Source organism: Faecousia sp., from assembly GCF_048519415.1.
GTDB lineage: Bacteria > Bacillota > Clostridia > Oscillospirales > Oscillospiraceae > JAZOXB01.
Genome location: NZ_DBFZUT010000029.1, coordinates 13,859 through 28,620, shown reverse-complemented (window position 1 = coordinate 28,620; position 14,762 = coordinate 13,859). Strand labels below are relative to the sequence as shown.

At 64.4% G+C, this 14,762-nt stretch carries 14 protein-coding genes; 9 read left to right on the top strand and 5 right to left on the bottom strand.

The features are described from left to right. Nucleotides 1-47: 47 nt before the first annotated feature. The 5 genes from mscL to ACMKFF_RS03400 form a co-directional block, all read right to left on the bottom strand. On the bottom strand, nucleotides 48-503 hold the full coding sequence (gene mscL / locus ACMKFF_RS03420) for a large-conductance mechanosensitive channel protein MscL (RefSeq protein WP_419496044.1): 456 nt from the start codon (nucleotides 501-503) through the stop codon (nucleotides 48-50). 17 nt (nucleotides 504-520) lie between these two features. Next, nucleotides 521-1,816: a serine--tRNA ligase gene (gene serS, locus ACMKFF_RS03415; protein WP_419496043.1), complete on the bottom strand. Its 1,296-nt coding sequence runs from the start codon at nucleotides 1,814-1,816 to the stop codon at nucleotides 521-523. A gap of 218 nt (nucleotides 1,817-2,034) precedes the next feature. Next, complete coding sequence (locus tag ACMKFF_RS03410) at nucleotides 2,035-2,604, bottom strand: hypothetical protein (protein ID WP_419496042.1); 570 nt, start codon at nucleotides 2,602-2,604, stop codon at nucleotides 2,035-2,037. Beyond that, nucleotides 2,592-3,485 carry a ParB/RepB/Spo0J family partition protein gene (locus ACMKFF_RS03405; RefSeq protein ID WP_419496041.1) on the bottom strand — a complete coding sequence of 298 codons (894 nt, stop codon included), beginning with the start codon at nucleotides 3,483-3,485 and terminating at the stop codon, nucleotides 2,592-2,594. Before ACMKFF_RS03405 ends, ACMKFF_RS03410 begins: the two co-directional genes overlap by 13 nt. After that, the gene (locus ACMKFF_RS03400; protein ID WP_349134627.1) at nucleotides 3,482-4,246 is read right to left on the bottom strand and encodes a ParA family protein; all 765 of its coding nucleotides are present in this window, start codon (nucleotides 4,244-4,246) and stop codon (nucleotides 3,482-3,484) included. The genes ACMKFF_RS03405 and ACMKFF_RS03400 overlap by 4 nt, the downstream gene beginning before the upstream one ends. A gap of 499 nt (nucleotides 4,247-4,745) precedes the next feature. Here ACMKFF_RS03400 and proB point away from each other — a divergent pair, with 499 nt between their 5' ends. From proB to rsmG, 9 genes are all read left to right on the top strand, one after another. Next, complete coding sequence (gene proB / locus ACMKFF_RS03395) at nucleotides 4,746-5,522, top strand: glutamate 5-kinase (RefSeq protein ID WP_419496040.1); 777 nt, start codon at nucleotides 4,746-4,748, stop codon at nucleotides 5,520-5,522. Beyond that, the gene (locus ACMKFF_RS03390) at nucleotides 5,522-6,775 is read left to right on the top strand and encodes a glutamate-5-semialdehyde dehydrogenase (RefSeq protein ID WP_419496039.1); all 1,254 of its coding nucleotides are present in this window, start codon (nucleotides 5,522-5,524) and stop codon (nucleotides 6,773-6,775) included. Before proB ends, ACMKFF_RS03390 begins: the two co-directional genes overlap by 1 nt. Before the next feature lie 4 nt (nucleotides 6,776-6,779). Continuing rightward, the gene (gene proC / locus ACMKFF_RS03385) at nucleotides 6,780-7,580 is read left to right on the top strand and encodes a pyrroline-5-carboxylate reductase (RefSeq protein ID WP_419496038.1); all 801 of its coding nucleotides are present in this window, start codon (nucleotides 6,780-6,782) and stop codon (nucleotides 7,578-7,580) included. A gap of 4 nt (nucleotides 7,581-7,584) precedes the next feature. Beyond that, entirely contained in the window at nucleotides 7,585-8,361 is a 777-nt protein-coding gene (locus ACMKFF_RS03380) for a sulfite exporter TauE/SafE family protein (RefSeq protein WP_419496037.1), read from the top strand. A 333-nt stretch (nucleotides 8,362-8,694) separates the two neighbouring features. Further along, the gene (locus ACMKFF_RS03375; RefSeq protein ID WP_419496036.1) at nucleotides 8,695-9,495 is read left to right on the top strand and encodes an inositol monophosphatase family protein; all 801 of its coding nucleotides are present in this window, start codon (nucleotides 8,695-8,697) and stop codon (nucleotides 9,493-9,495) included. Further along, nucleotides 9,492-11,237, top strand: coding sequence for a hypothetical protein (locus ACMKFF_RS03370; RefSeq protein WP_419496035.1), 1,746 nt, complete (start codon nucleotides 9,492-9,494; stop codon nucleotides 11,235-11,237). The genes ACMKFF_RS03375 and ACMKFF_RS03370 overlap by 4 nt, the downstream gene beginning before the upstream one ends. 890 nt (nucleotides 11,238-12,127) lie before the next feature. Further along, the gene (gene mnmE, locus ACMKFF_RS03365; RefSeq protein ID WP_419496034.1) at nucleotides 12,128-13,483 is read left to right on the top strand and encodes a tRNA uridine-5-carboxymethylaminomethyl(34) synthesis GTPase MnmE; all 1,356 of its coding nucleotides are present in this window, start codon (nucleotides 12,128-12,130) and stop codon (nucleotides 13,481-13,483) included. A gap of 6 nt (nucleotides 13,484-13,489) precedes the next feature. Beyond that, nucleotides 13,490-14,047, top strand: a complete 558-nt coding sequence (locus tag ACMKFF_RS03360; RefSeq protein WP_419496033.1) for a hypothetical protein — start codon at nucleotides 13,490-13,492, stop codon at nucleotides 14,045-14,047. A gap of 1 nt (nucleotide 14,048) precedes the next feature. Beyond that, nucleotides 14,049-14,741 carry a 16S rRNA (guanine(527)-N(7))-methyltransferase RsmG gene (gene rsmG, locus ACMKFF_RS03355; RefSeq protein WP_419496032.1) on the top strand — a complete coding sequence of 231 codons (693 nt, stop codon included), beginning with the start codon at nucleotides 14,049-14,051 and terminating at the stop codon, nucleotides 14,739-14,741. Nucleotides 14,742-14,762 lie beyond the last annotated feature (21 nt).

Below are 14,762 nucleotides of genomic sequence, written 5' to 3'. Positions count from 1 at the left end.
GCAGGCAGAGGATGCAGATTCGCTTCATATCGGGCGCTCCCTTCGGCTCACTTTTTGAGCAGGTCGCGGATCTCCGTGAGCAGCTGCTCCTCCTTCGTCGGCTCGGGAGGCGCGGCAGGGGCCTCTGCCTCCTTCTTGCGGTGCTTTTCCCCGGCCTCACGCAGGCGATTGACGGTCTTGACGATCAGGAACACGACAAAAGCCATGATGACGAAGTTGATGAACGCGGACAGGAAGTCGCCGAAACGCAGGTAGTTTACGATGACCTCTCCGTTTTCGTCCAGCTTTTCGCCGAAGAACTGCGGCAGACGGATCTTCCACTCCTCAAAGCTGAGGCCGCCGAGGAACATGGACACGACCGGCATGATGACGCTGTTCGTCAGGGCATCGACGACCGTCTTGAATGCACCGCCGACGATGACGCCGACTGCAAGGTCGAGCATATTGCCCTTCATGGCGAATTCCTTAAATTCCTTCAGAAATCTGCTCTTTTTCTTCCCCATAGTATCCTCTCTCCTTCTCAGAAGTTCTTCTTTTCGAGTACTTCCAGACCGCCGAGGTACTTGCGCAGGACCTCCGGCACAACGACGGAGCCGTCGGCACGCTGGTTCTGCTCGACCATGGCGGGGAAGATGCGGGACGTGGCCAGACCGGAGCCGTTGAGGGTGTGGACGAATTCCGTCTTGCCCGTGGCCTCGCGGCGGAAGCGGATGTTGCCGCGGCGCGCCTGATAGTCGCGCGCGTTCGAAACGGAGGAGACCTCCTTGTAGCCGTTCATGGACGGGATCTGAATTTCAATGTCATACGTCCGCGCCATGGAGGCCGAGCAGTCGCCCGCGGCGAGCTTGACGGTGCGGAAGTGGAAGCCCAGGCCCTTGACCAGGCGCTCGGCCTTGCCGACCAACTCCTCGAAGGCCTCGTCGGACTTCTCGGGCAGGGTGTACTGGAACATCTCGATCTTGTTGAACTGGTGGCCGCGGACCATCCCGCGCTCGTCGGCGCGGTGGGAGCCTGCCTCGCGGCGGAAGCACGGCGTGTAGGCGAACAGCTTGTGCGGCAGGTCGCTTTCGGCGAGAATCTCGCCGCGGTGCAGGGAGGCAAGGGCCGTCTCGGCCGTCGGGAGCATGAAGTGCATGCGGTCGTCCGTCGGATTCTCGATCTTATAGACCTCGTCGGCGAACTTCGGGAACTGTCCCGCGGTCTCGCCGCACTGGTACTCGAGCATCAGGGGCAGGCCGACCATCTCGTAGCCGTCCTTCAGGTGCTCGTCGATGAAGTAGTTGAGCAGGGCCCACTCGAGGCGCGCGCCCATGCCGCGGTAGATCCAGAAGCCGGAGCCCGCCAGACGCGTGCCGCGCTCATAGTCGATGAGGCCGAGATCCGTGCACAGGTCCACATGGTGCTTCGGCTCGAAGTCGAAGTGGTGCGGCTCGCCGTAGTAGCGCAGCGGCTCATTGTTCTCCTTGCCGCCCGGCTTGAGATCGGGGTCCGGCAGGTTCGGCAGGGACAGCATCAGCGTGCGGTACTCCGCCTCGACGTCCGTCAGCTTCTGGTCGTTCTGGGCGATCTGGGCCTTCAGCTCGGCCATGCGCGCGAAGATCGGCACGACGTCCTCGCCCGCCTTCTTGCGCTTCGGGATCTCCTTGGAGACGCGGTTCTGCTCGGCCTTATCCGTCTCCGTTGAGAGAATGAGGGCGCGGCGCTGAGCGTCCAGCTCCAGAATGCGGTCGACGGCAGCGTCGCAGTCGACCTCCTTGGCCCGCAGACCGGCCTTGACCGCCTCGGGATCGTCCTTGATTCGTTTGATATCCAGCATTATTCAGTCACCTCAATAAATCAGTTCTACGGAAGCTCTGAATCAATCATCTGCGGCGGATGCCGGATCTTTTTCGTCAATCCATCGGTTTGGAAAGTTTGTAGTACACAAAGTACAACTGCACTTTCCATACCTCGCCTTGCCAAAAAATCTCTCGCCATCCGCTCTTGCTGATTGAATCAGAGCTTCCCTAAGTTTTTAATCAAAGCTTTTCTAAATCAGTCGATATAGGATCGCAGGGTCTCATAGAGCGCGGCGCCGTCGTCCTTCAGGGCGTCGGCATAGGCCCCGAGCGCCTCGAGATGGCTGCGGAGGGCGGCATAATCGCCCTGCTCCAGCGCGGCCTGCGCCGAGACGAGCAGCTCATTGGCCTGCGCGCGGCGGGAGAGCGTGTCGTTTTCCTTCTGCGCGCTCTCGAGCGTTTTCTCGAGCGTCTCGCGGGCCTTTTCGGCCTCGCTCAGGCGGGTCTCGGCGTCCGAGAGCTTGTCCGCTGCCTCGGAGGACGCGGTGTTGGCCTCGTCGAGCTTGGTCTGCAGCTCTGCGGACTCGGCGCGGGCGGCGTCCAGATCCTTCTGCAGCAGCGCGATGTTCTCGCGCGCGCCCGTGTTGGCCGCCTCCATCTCGCCCTTCATGTCAATGACCTTGATGAGCAGGGAGATCGCCACGAGCAGGAAGGCCGCCGCAAACATGATGGCCATGTATTCGAGCATGGCGCGCTTTTTCTTTGTGGTCAGCGGCTGCTCCGTTGTTGTTTCTGCCGCTTCCTGCGGCTGCTTCAGTTCAGGCATTCGGGCTTTTCCTCCGTTTTTCCGAGAGCGAGGAGGGCGTCATACAGGCGCTGCAGGTCCTCCTGCCCATAAAATTCCAGTTCAAAGCGTCCCTTGCGCTTTCCGTTGACGATGCGGACCTTGCGGTCGAGGCGGCGCGTGAGGGATTTTTCGCACTCGGCGACATAGTCGACCGTCAGGGGAGCGGGCTTCGGCTCCGGCTTTTCCTCCTCCTGCAGCATCCGCTTGCACATGGCCTCGGCCTGCCGCACGGACAGGCGCAGGGCGACGATCTTCTGCGCGGCCGCCTTCTGCAGGCGGGCCGCCGGGAGCGACAGGATCGCGCGGGCGTGCCCGGCCGAGATCGTGCCGTCCTCCACGAGGGAACGGACCTCCTCCGGCAGGAGCAGCAGGCGCAGGGCGTTGGCCACGGCCGGGCGAGACTTGCCGACGCGCGCGGCAGCCTCCTCCTGCGTCAGGCCGTATTCCTTCATCAGGCGCTGATAGCCCTCGGCCTCCTCCATGGGGTTGAGGTCCTGCCGCTGCAGGTTCTCCACAAGGGCCAGCTCCATAACGGTACGGTCGTCGGCCTCGAGCACAACGACGGGCACTTCGCTCAGGCCCGCCATCCGGGCTGCGCGCCAGCGCCGCTCGCCCGCGATGATCTGATAAAAGCCGCCGCCGCTTGCGCGGACGGCCAGCGGCTGCAGGACGCCGTGGGCGGCGATGGAATCCGCCAGAGCCTGCAGCTCCTCCTCGTCAAACGTGCGGCGGGGCTGATCCGGATTCGGCTCCACCTTCTGCAGGGGCAGCTTCGTCACCGCGCCGCTCTCGGGTTCTTCCTGAAAATCGCCGATCAGCGCGCCGAGCCCGCGGCCCAGCCCACGCTGCTTTGCACTCATAAGCTTCCGTCCTTTCTGCGAATTTCCTCGGCGACGGCAAGATAGGCTGCCGCGCCGCGGGAGCTTCGGTCATAGGCAATGACCGGCAGGCCGTGGCTCGGGGCCTCGGCGAGACGGACATTGCGGGGAATGGCGTTGGCATAGACCTTGCCGGGGAAGTGCCGCCGCACCTCCTGCGCCACCTGGTTGGAGAAGTTTGTTCTCCCGTCGTACATGGTCAGCAGCACGCCGAATACGGAAATTTTCGGGTTCAGCCGCCGCTTGATTGCCCGGAGCGTGCCCATCAGATCGGACAGGCCCTCGAGGGCATAATACTCGCACTGTACTGGGATGAGCACGCTGTCCGCCGCGCAGAGGGCGTTGAGCGTCAGCAGCTCCAGCGAGGGCGGGCAGTCGATGAAGATGTAGTCATAGGCCGCGCGCAGCGGCTCGAGCGCGTTTTTCAGCTGGTATTCGCGCTTGTCCACGCCGATGAGCTCGACGGTCGCACCGGCCAGCTCCGCGCCGGACGGGATGACGTCGCCGTAGTCCGTGTGGATGACGGCCTTCTCGGCGCTGACGCCGTCGAGAATGAGGTCGTAGGATGCGTAGGGGGCCTTGCGCTTGTCCACGCCGAGGCCGGAGGTCGCGTTGGCCTGCGGATCGAAGTCACACAGCAGCACCCGCGCGCCGGTCGCGGCCAGCGCCGCCGTCAGGTTTACGGCAGTGGTCGTTTTTCCCACGCCGCCCTTCTGATTGACGATCGCGATGATCTGCGCCAAGCTGCCACCTCCTTTGGTTGTCGATACGGTGCTATTCTAGCACATGCAGGGGAAGATTGCAACCGTGCAGGAGCGTTCTGTAAAAAATTCCTGTTTCACGTGAAACATTTGGAAAGAGGAATGTGGTGAAAAGTGTGAAACGTAGTGGGGTGGAGAGTGGAGATGCAGGGTGGCAGGCTTGTCTTTGCGTGGAGGCCGCAGGCCGACGCGGCGCCCTGAGCGCGAAGCGCGAGGAAGTGCCCTTGGGGTGCAATCTCGGGCAGGCAGCTGCGATTTCGCCGATTGCTTTCCCACAATGCTGCCGGGTTCTGCAAGTGTACTATTTATAATAGTATGGTTTCATGCGGTGATCTGTGTTTCACGTGAAACACAGAGGCTGTGAAGCGGTCTTTTGCGGCTGCTCATCAAAAAATCCGGCAGCGCTTGCAATTCCGGCCTCAGCGTGCTATGATACGCAGGTGTTAACAAGCTAAAGCAAAAAAGTTAGGAGCCTTGAACCATGCGAATTGTACTCAAGCTGGGGACGTCCACGCTCACGCACCCGACGGGGAATCTGAACATTCGCCGCGTGGAGGAGCTGTGCAAGGTCTGCAGCGATCTTAAAAATGCAGGACATGAGCTGGTGCTGGTATCGTCCGGTGCCGTCGCCATGGGTGTCGGCAAGCTGTCGCTGGCCGAGCGGCCGAAGGATATTCCCGGCAAGCAGGCGGCTGCGGCCGTCGGCCAGTGCGAGCTGATGTACATTTATGATAAGCTCTACTCGCAGTACCACCACGTCGTGGCGCAGCTGCTCATCACGGCGGACGACATCGAGACGCCGGAGCGCGCGAAAAACTTCCACAACACGCTTGCGCGGCTGCTGCAGCTGCGCACGCTGCCGATCATCAACGAAAACGACACCGTCGCCACGCAGGAGCTGGGCATTGGCGACAACGACACGCTGGCCGCCATCGTCGCCCGGACGATCCGGGCAGACCTCCTCATCCTGTTTTCGGACATCGACGGTCTGTTCACGGCCGACCCGCACAGCGATCCCGCAGCGAAGCTCATCCCCGTCGTCGAGAGGCTCACGCCGGAGATCGAGCGGCTGGCCTGCGGCGCGGGCAGCAAATTCGGCACGGGCGGCATGCAGACGAAGCTCCATGCCGCGCACATTGCTACGGAGGCCGGTGTGCCCATGGTCATTGCCAACGGCGCGCAGCCCGCTGCGCTCTACGATCTGATGGACGGCAAGCCCGTCGGCACAAAATTTCTGGCACGGGAGGCGGAGGCATAATGGAATTCACCCCGACAGAGGTCATTCTGAAGCGCGCGAAGGCCGCGGCGGCCTGCCCGGCCCTGCGCGACACCGAGGCGAAAAACCGCGCCCTTGCCGCCATGGCGCAGGAGCTGCGCGCAGAGGCCCCTGCCATTCTGGCGGAGAACGCCGCCGATCTCGAGGCCTCGCGCGGCAAAGTCTCGGACGTCATGCTCGACCGCCTCGCGCTGAACGAGGCACGGCTCGAGGGCATGGCGGCCGGCATCGAGGCCGTTGCTGCCCTGCCGGACCCGGTCGGCCGGACGCTGGACGAATTCGTCCGCCCGGACGGCCTTCGCATCTGCAAGCGCAGCGTGCCGATGGGCGTCATTGCCATCATCTATGAGAGCCGCCCGAACGTCACGTCGGACGCCGCCGCGCTCGCGCTGAAGTCCGGCAACGTCTGCGTGCTGCGCTCCGGGCGCGAGGCCTACCGCTCCTCCGCCGCCATCACGGCAGCGCTGCGCCGCGGGCTGGAGCGGACCGGTCTGACGCCGGATCTCGTGAACCTTGTGGAGGACACGTCACACGCAGGGGCCGCCGCTCTCATGACGGCCACGGGCTATGTTGACCTGCTCATCCCGCGCGGCGGGGCAGGCCTTATCCGCGCGTGCGTCGAGCACGCGACCGTGCCGTGCATCCAGACCGGCACGGGCATCTGCCATGTCTATGTCGACGAGAGCGCCGATCTTGATATGGCGCTCGATATCATGGAAAACGCAAAAACGAGCCGCCCGTCCGTCTGCAATGCGGCCGAGGTCCTGCTCGTCCACCGCGCAGCCGCTCCGAGGTTCCTGCCCATGCTGCAAAAGCGCCTGTGCGGCCCCGGGGCAAAGCACCCCGTCCGCCTGCGCTGCGACGAAGAAGCCGCAGCCATCCTGGGCATCGCGCCGGACCCGGAGTTCGACACGGAATTTTTGGACTATGTGCTGGCCGTCGGCATCGTGGACGACGTGGAGGGCGCCATCCGCCACATCGCGCAGCATTCCACGCACCACAGCGAGGCCATCGTCACGCAAAGTGAGGAAAGCGCCGCCCGCTTCACGGCGGGAGTGGACAGCGCGGCCGTCTATGTCAACGCCTCGACGCGCTTCACGGACGGCGGCGAATTCGGCCTCGGCTGCGAGATGGGCATCTCGACGCAGAAGCTCCACGCGCGCGGGCCGATCGGCCTGAACGAGCTGACGACCTATCAGTATGTTATCACCGGAAACGGTCAGATCAGGAGGTAAGCGCATGAAAATCGGATTCATCGGGACTGGAAATATGGGCGGCGCGCTGGCGCGGGCCGCAGCGAAGGGCGGCCACACGCTGCTGCTTGCCAACCGAACCCCGGCCAAGGCCGCGGCGCTGGCAAAGGAGCTGGGCGGGACAGTCTGCCCGAACGCGGAGGCTGCGGAAACGGCCGAGCTGCTGTTTCTCGGCGTGAAGCCGCAGGGCCTGCCGGGTCTGGCAGGAGAGCTGGCTCCCGTGCTGCAGGCGCGGAGGGGGAATGCACCCGTCGTCGTCAGCATGGCGACGGCCGTGACGCTCCGGGAGCTGGACGCCATGCTCGGCGGGGGACTGCCGCTCATCCGCATCATGCCGAACACGCCCGCAGCCGTCGGCGCGGGCACGATCCTCTATGCCGCGCAGAACGTGACGGACGCGCAGCTGAACGCCTTCCGCGCCGTTCTGGCACAGGCCGGGCTGCTGCTGCCCCTGCCGGAGGCGCAGATCGACGCCGCAAGCGCCATCTCGGGCTGCGGGCCGGCCTTCTGCTTCCAGTTTGCGGACGCACTGGCCCTCGGCGGCGTGCGCGCGGGCCTGTCGTACCCGGACGCCTGCCGTCTGGCGGCGCAGACCATGCTCGGCGCGGCGGAGATGCTCCTGCAGGGTGGGGAAGCGCCGGACGTGCTGAAAATGCGCGTGTGCAGCCCGGCAGGAACGACGATCGAAGGCGTTCTGGCGCTCGAGCAGGGCGGATTTTCCTATACCGTGCAGAACGCCGTCACGGCCGCCTACCGCAGAACGGTCGAAATGACGAGGAAGGGGTGATTCGATGCAGCTCCTCCTGACCATCGTCGTCTGCCTGTTCGCAGGTGCGGGGGCCGGTCTCGGCACGGGCTTTGCCGGAATGAGTGCCGCTGCCGTCATCACACCCATGCTCGTCACATTCCTGCATATCGAGCCGTACACGGCCGTCGGCATCGCACTGGCATCCGATGTGCTGGCAAGCGCCGTCTCGGCCTATACCTACGGCCGCAACAGGAATCTGGACATCCGCAACGGCCTCGTCATGATGATCACGGTGCTGGCATTCACCGTTGTCGGAAGCCTTGTCTCGAGCCTCGTGCCATCCGTTGCAATGGGCAATTTCTCCGTGATCATGACACTACTGCTCGGCATCAAGTTCATCGTCCGCCCGGTGATGACCACGAAGGAGGACATGCAGCAGATCCCGAAGCGCACGCGTATCATCAAGTCCATTGTCTGCGGCGCGATCGTCGGCTTTATCTGCGGCTTTATCGGTGCGGGCGGCGGCATGATGATGCTCCTGCTGCTCACGGGCGTCATGGGCTATGAGCTCAAGACCGCCGTCGGCACGAGCGTGTTCATCATGACGTTCACGGCCCTGACCGGCTCCGTTTCGCACTTCGCCATCGGCGGCGCGCCGCAGTGGCTGCCGTTTTTCCTGTGCATCATCTTTACGTTCGGCTTTGCCCGGCTGGCTGCGCGCATCGCCAACCGTGCCAGCGCCAAAACACTCAACCGCGCCACGGGCGTTATTCTCGTCATTCTCGGCGTCGTGATCCTGGGCTTTTCGCTGCTGGAATAGTGGTTTATAAAAATAACACCGCGATCCGATCGCGGTGTTATTTCCTTATTATGATGAGCGATATCGCAATCTCAGAACGGTTTTCCTCGGGGCAGAGGGCTGGCAAGTGACTGGAGAGGATGCAAATGTCGGCATTGACAACCCTGCATGTCCGGGCGGCGAAATCGCACCGCAAACTCTTTTCTTCCCGATTCTTCCCTTTTCCCGGGAAATATGGTATGATAAATTATAATAAATTGGAATCAGGGCTGCGACGCACAATGCTGTGAGAGCCTTCGGTGAAGGCCGAGGGTGCGCTGCCGCCTTAGAATCTGGATCAGGAGCGAAAAAACTATGGACATCCATCTTCTGGAACGTTTGAAGGACATCGTCCGCTCGGCGGGCACGACGGTCCGTTCGGCGCAGGATGCCGCCATGGGCATCCGCGAAAAATCCTCGCATGTCGACCTCGTCACGCTGTATGACCCCATGGTGCAGGAATTCCTGCGCAGCCGCCTGATGACGCTGCTGCCGGAGGCGGGCTTCCTCGGGGAGGAGGACGCGACGCATGACATTGCGGGCAGGCGCCAGCTGTTCATCGTCGACCCCATCGACGGCACGATGAACTTTATCCGCGGCCTGCACCACAGCTCCATCTCCGTCGCACTGGCGGTCGACGGCGTCGTGACGCACGCCGTGGTCTACAATCCCTATTACGACGAGATGTTCTCCGCCCAGCGCGGCAAGGGCGCGTGGCTCAACGGCCAGCGCCTGCACGTCACGCAGCACGCCGTCCACGACAGCCTCGTGCTGTTCGGCAGCGCCATCTATTACCGCGAGACCATCCCCGAGACGCTCCGCTTCGTCGAAGCGCTCCTGCCGAACTGCCTCGATTTCCGCCGCGGCGGCTCGGCCGCGCTGGACTGCTGCTATGTGGCCGCGGGCCGGGCGGACCTGTTTTTTGAGTGCAAGCTGTGTCCGTGGGACTATGCCGCGGGAGGCCTGATCGTCACGGAGGCGGGCGGCATCGCCACCCAGCTCGACGGCAGCCCGCTGGCCCTGACGCAGCGCGGCTCCGTCGCCATGGGCAACGCCGTGAATCATCCGGAGCTGCTGGCCATTGCCCGCCGCATCCGGGAAGGAGGCGACGCATGAAAAAGCGCTGCTTTGCTCTGCTGCTGGCCCTGTCGCTGCTGCTGACGGGCTGCAGCCCCCTGTTTGACCTCTATTCCGCCTTCCGCGGCGAATATACCCGCCCGGATTATTCGGACGGCGCGATCTCGTACCGCGAGTTCCAGCGTCCATATCAGCCCCGCGTGAAATACACGGCCGAGCCGGACATCGAATACGTCCGGCCGGACGTCGACAGCCTTTGCAGCACGCTCAAGTCCATCGGCGCATCCGCGACCGGCGGCAAGGCCGCTGCGGCCGACATCATCAATCAGTTCGACGCGGCCTATGACGACTATGTGCTCTTCAACACCATGGGCGAGCTTGCCTACCTGCGCTACACCCGCGACCTGAGCGACAGCTACTACGAGGCGGAGTACACCTGGTGCACGGACCAGACGACGCGCGTGGAAAAGGCCATGGAGGACTGCTACACGACCATGGCCAAAAGCAGCCTGCGCAGCGCGCTCGAGGAGCAGTATTTCGGCGAGGACTTCTTTGCGTCCTACGACTCGGACGGCGTGTATTCCGACGCCCGGACCGTCGCCCTCCTGCAGCAGGAATCCGAGCTGCAGGCGCAGTATGTCGCCCTGCAGAACGACCCGGCGATCGAGTGGAACGGCGCAGTGCGCTCCGTCTCGGAGCTGCTGGAAAACGCCGTGACGGCCGACCTCTATTACGAGGTCCTCGGTGCGTATTACGACGCCTACGGCGCGCAGGCGGGCGAAATTTACATCAAGCTCATCCAGACGCGCCGGGAGCTTGCCGGGCGGCTGGGCTACGGCAGCTACGCCGACTATGCCTATGACGCGCTCTATTACCGCGACTACACCCCGGCACAGGCCGAGCGCTATGTCGAGCGCGTGCGCACGGAGCTGGCCCCCGTCTACACGGAGGCGGCCGAGCCGATGCAGCTTTCCGCCCTTTCCGCCGATGAGACGATGCAGCACCTGCATGAGGCGGCCGACACGCTCGGCGGCGAGGTGCAGACGGCCATGGGCTTCCTTGATGCCTACGAGCTTTATGACATCACGAGCTCCGCGAATAAAATGCCCGGCTCGTACACAACGTACCTTGAGTCCTACGAGATGCCCTACATCTATATCTCGCCCGAGGGGACGCTGGCGGACCTGCTGACGGCCGCGCATGAGTTCGGCCACTTTGTCGACGGCTATGTGAACTGCAACCAGACGTTCTCCATCGACTGCTCCGAGGTCTTCTCGCAGGCGCTGGAATATCTGACGCTCGGCAGCACGTCGCTGGGCTTTTCCCGCGCGGCAGAGCTGCGGCAGTACAAGCTCTATGACTCGCTCGAGACCTTCCTCACGCAGGCGTGCTACTATGCCTTTGAGTGCAAGGCCTATGCCCTGCCGGACAGCGAGCTGACGGTCGGGAAGCTCAATGAGCTGTTTGCGGAATGCTGCGTGGACTTCGGCCTGTTTGACGAGGCGTCGGCGGAGCAGGCCGCGCGCAGCTGGATCGACGTGCAGCACTTTTTCTCCGCGCCGTATTATGTCATCAGCTACTGCGTCTCGAACGACGCAGCCCTTCAAATTTACCAGCTGGAGCAGGAAACGCCCGGCGCGGGTCTGAAGGCCTTCAGCGACCTGCTGTATGCCGCGCCGGAGTCGACGTTCCTCGCCATGCTGCAGGACGGGAGCCTGACCTCGCCGTTTGACGAGAAACGGATGCAGGATCTGGCGGCATATTTTAAGGAAGCGCTGTAATTTATAAATTTTTGCGCGGACATCGATAGCGCGCTGTAGGGGCGGGGACAGCCGGGCCCGGCTGCGCACTGCCGAGCGAAACAGGCCTCCGTTAAAATGGTAACCGCTCCCGAATTGTCATTGCGAGGAGCGAAGCGACGTGGCAATCTCGGGAAGGCACTGCCGATATACACAGAGTGCCGCCGAACGCAATCGCCACCAAATTTGACTGCAGCGGCGCTCGTTGCGCAAGGCCGTCGCGCGAGAGAAAATGTAGCGGCGCTCACTGCGCAGCCGTTGGCGGCTTTGCCGCCTTACGGATGCGGCGTGCCCCTTGCGGGTTGTGAGCGCCCGGTAGGGGCCTATTCAACCGCGCAAGGGCACTGGTGCACCGCCGCACCACCCTGACGTGTCATTGCGAGGAGCGAAGCGACGTGGCAATCTCGCGGTACACAGCCGGATAACAGGGTACTCCCGGCGAAATCGTAACTGCCTTCCCGAGATTGCCACGGGCGCGAAGCGCCCTCGCAATGACAATTCTGATAGCCTCGCGCCGCTGAATCACTGCTGCAATACCTGCAGCTGCCAAAGGCGCTCAGTGAGCGCCGCTACAGACGCAATTGGTGCATGCCGTATTAACGGCGGCCTGTACGGGCTGCAAGTGCCTTCCCGAGATTGCACCCCAAGGGCACTTCCTCGCGCTTCGCGCTCAGGGCGCCACGGGCGCGAAGCGCCCTCGCAATGACAAATCGGGGCCATCCTCGTTTTATCAACAGCCTGTTCGGATCGGCAGCATTGCGCCGGGCCGGGCTGTCCCCTCCCCTACAACGCATGGCAGGAAGCCTCGTGCGGCTTTCCGCTTTCCATTATCCATTTGCCTCATTTCCCGCACTTACCGAAAGGATCACATCATGTCTGACATCATTGCTGCCATTGCGACGGGGCGCGCGCCCTGCGCCATCGGCATTCTCCGCCTGTCCGGGCCCGGCTGCGCCGCGCTGACAGGCAGCGTTTTCACCCCGAAGCAGCCGTTTGCGGACGCGCCGGACCGCCGTCTCGTCCTCGGCCTGCTGCACGACCGGCAGGGGCGCGTCATTGACGAGTGCCTCGGCGTCGTGTGCCGCGCGCCGCACAGCTACACCGGCGAGGAGACCGTTGAGCTGCAGTGCCACGGCTCGCCCGCCATGCTGGCCGCCGGGCTGGAGTCGCTGCTGGCCGCCGGGGCACGGCAGGCGGGACCCGGCGAATTCACGCGCCGGGCCTTCCTGAACGGCAAGCTCGACCTGACGCAGGCCGAGGCCGTCGTCGACCTCATCGACGCCGAGACGGCCGACGCCGCCGCGAACGCCGCAGGGCAGCTCGGCGGGGCGCTCAAGCGCGCCATCGGGCCGGTCTACGACGGGCTGACGGACCTGTGCAGCCATTTCCACGCCGTGCTCGACTATCCGGACGAGGACATCGAGGACTTCGGCGCGGCGGAGCTGAGCGGAGCGCTGGACCGCGCGGGCGCGGCCCTGCGGGAGCTGCTTGCAACCTACGAAAAGGGCCGCCACCTGCGGCAGGGTGTGCGCGCCGTGCTGCTCGGCAAGCCGAATGCGGGCAAATCGTCGCTGCTGAACCGGCTGGCGGGCTATGACCGCGTCATCGTCACGGACATCGCCGGGACGACGCGCGACACCGTCGAGGAGCCGGTGCGCGTCGGCCGCGTGCTGCTGCGCCTGACGGACACAGCCGGCATCCGCGAGGCCGGGGACGCCATCGAGGCCCTCGGCGTGGCCCGCTCGGAGCAGGCCGCGCGCGAAGCGGAGCTGGCCCTGTTCGTCTGCGACGCCTCGCAGCCCCTGACGGACGAGGACCGCCGCGCCATCGAAGCGGCCAAATGCGCCCCGCGCAGTCTGGCCCTGTGCAACAAATCAGACCTGCCCGCCGCCGTCTCGCCGGACGAGCTGCCGTTTGACACCGTTCTGACCGTCTCAGCCCGCACGGGCGCAGGGCTGGACGCCCTGCCAGCCCTGCTCGAGGGCTGGTTCCTCGGCGAAAACGCCTGTGACGGCTCCCTCCTGACCAACCCGCGCCAGTTCGGCGCGCTCGACCGCGCCTCCCGCGCCATCGAACGGGCGAAAACCGGCCTCTGCCTCGGCGTCACGCCGGACGCCGTGCTCACGGACGTGGAGGAGGCCATGGCCGCCCTCGGTGAGGTCACGGGGCGGACGGTCCGCGAGGATATCACAAATCGCATTTTTGAGCGTTTCTGCGTCGGAAAGTGAGCGAATATGAAAGAAAAGATCGAGGAAATTTCCCTCTCCATGGAGCGCGGGCACCGGCGCATCCTGCGGGTGCTCTCCGCGCTCGCGGTCATCGGCCTGTTTGCCGCGCTCTGGAAATGGCGCGGCCTTGCCGCGATGGAGCCGATCGTCGAAGGCGGGCAGCGCAGGTGGCTGCTCGCCATTGGGGAGAGCATCGCCGTGTCGCTCGCGGCGCAGTGGGTGCTCTATCTGCTGCCGTGGCCGCTGCTGGCCCTGTTCGGCCGGATGACCCCGTTCTGCTCCATCTTTGCGCGGCGCCCGTGCGTCGGCTCGAATGCGGAGCTGAGCCGCGCCGCCGTGCTTGCCGTGCGGCTGCTCCCGCCCGTGCTCGTAGGTGCGGCGCTGTGGTTCGCGCTGGCGCGCGTGCCGCTCGTGTGGTTCTGGCCCGTGGCGATGGCAAGCGCCGGCTGCACCGTCGCGGCGCTTGGCATGGTGTATGACACCGTGCGCGTGCTGCAGGTCCCCGGCCGGGCGACGTTCTGCGACCTCGGCATTGTTATTCAGGTTTACCGGGAGGTATCGTAATATGCTGCAAACCCTGTTGGATTCCTGCGCAGCGCTCGGTGTGCCGCTGACGGCGGCGCAGGCGGAGCAGCTGTGCGACTTCGGCGCGCGCCTGCTCGAGCAGAACCGCGTTATGAATCTGACGGCCATCACGGAGCCGCAGGCCGTGGCGAAGCTGCACTTTGCCGACTGCCTCGCGCTGCTGCGCATCGTGCCGTTTTCAGGCAAGCGCGTCATCGACGTCGGCTGCGGGGCGGGCTTCCCCGGGGTGCCGCTGAAGCTCGGCGAGCCGAGCCTCGACCTGACGCTGCTCGACAGCCTCGGCAAGCGCGTGACGTGGCTGGAGGCAACGCTGCGGGACATGGGCGTCCCGGCGCAGTGCGTCTGCTCCCGCGCGGAGGACTATGCCGCCAAGGCACGCGAGCAATATGACATCGCGACGTCCCGCGCGGTGGCACGGCTGAACATTCTGGCGGAGCTGTGCCTGCCGTTCGTGAAGCCGGGCGGATACTTCCTTGCCATGAAGGCAGCCGCTGCGGCCGAGGAGCTGGAGGAGGCGAAGCGCGGCATCGCAAGGCTGGGCGGCCGCGTGGAAAAAACGGAGACCTACGACATCGACGGCGCGCCGCGCTGCGTCATCGTCATCCGCAAGGAGCGCCCGACGCCCCCGGCCTATCCCCGCCGCTATGCAAAGATCAAGCAGTCACCGCTGTGATTTGAAAGAAAGATGAGCGTA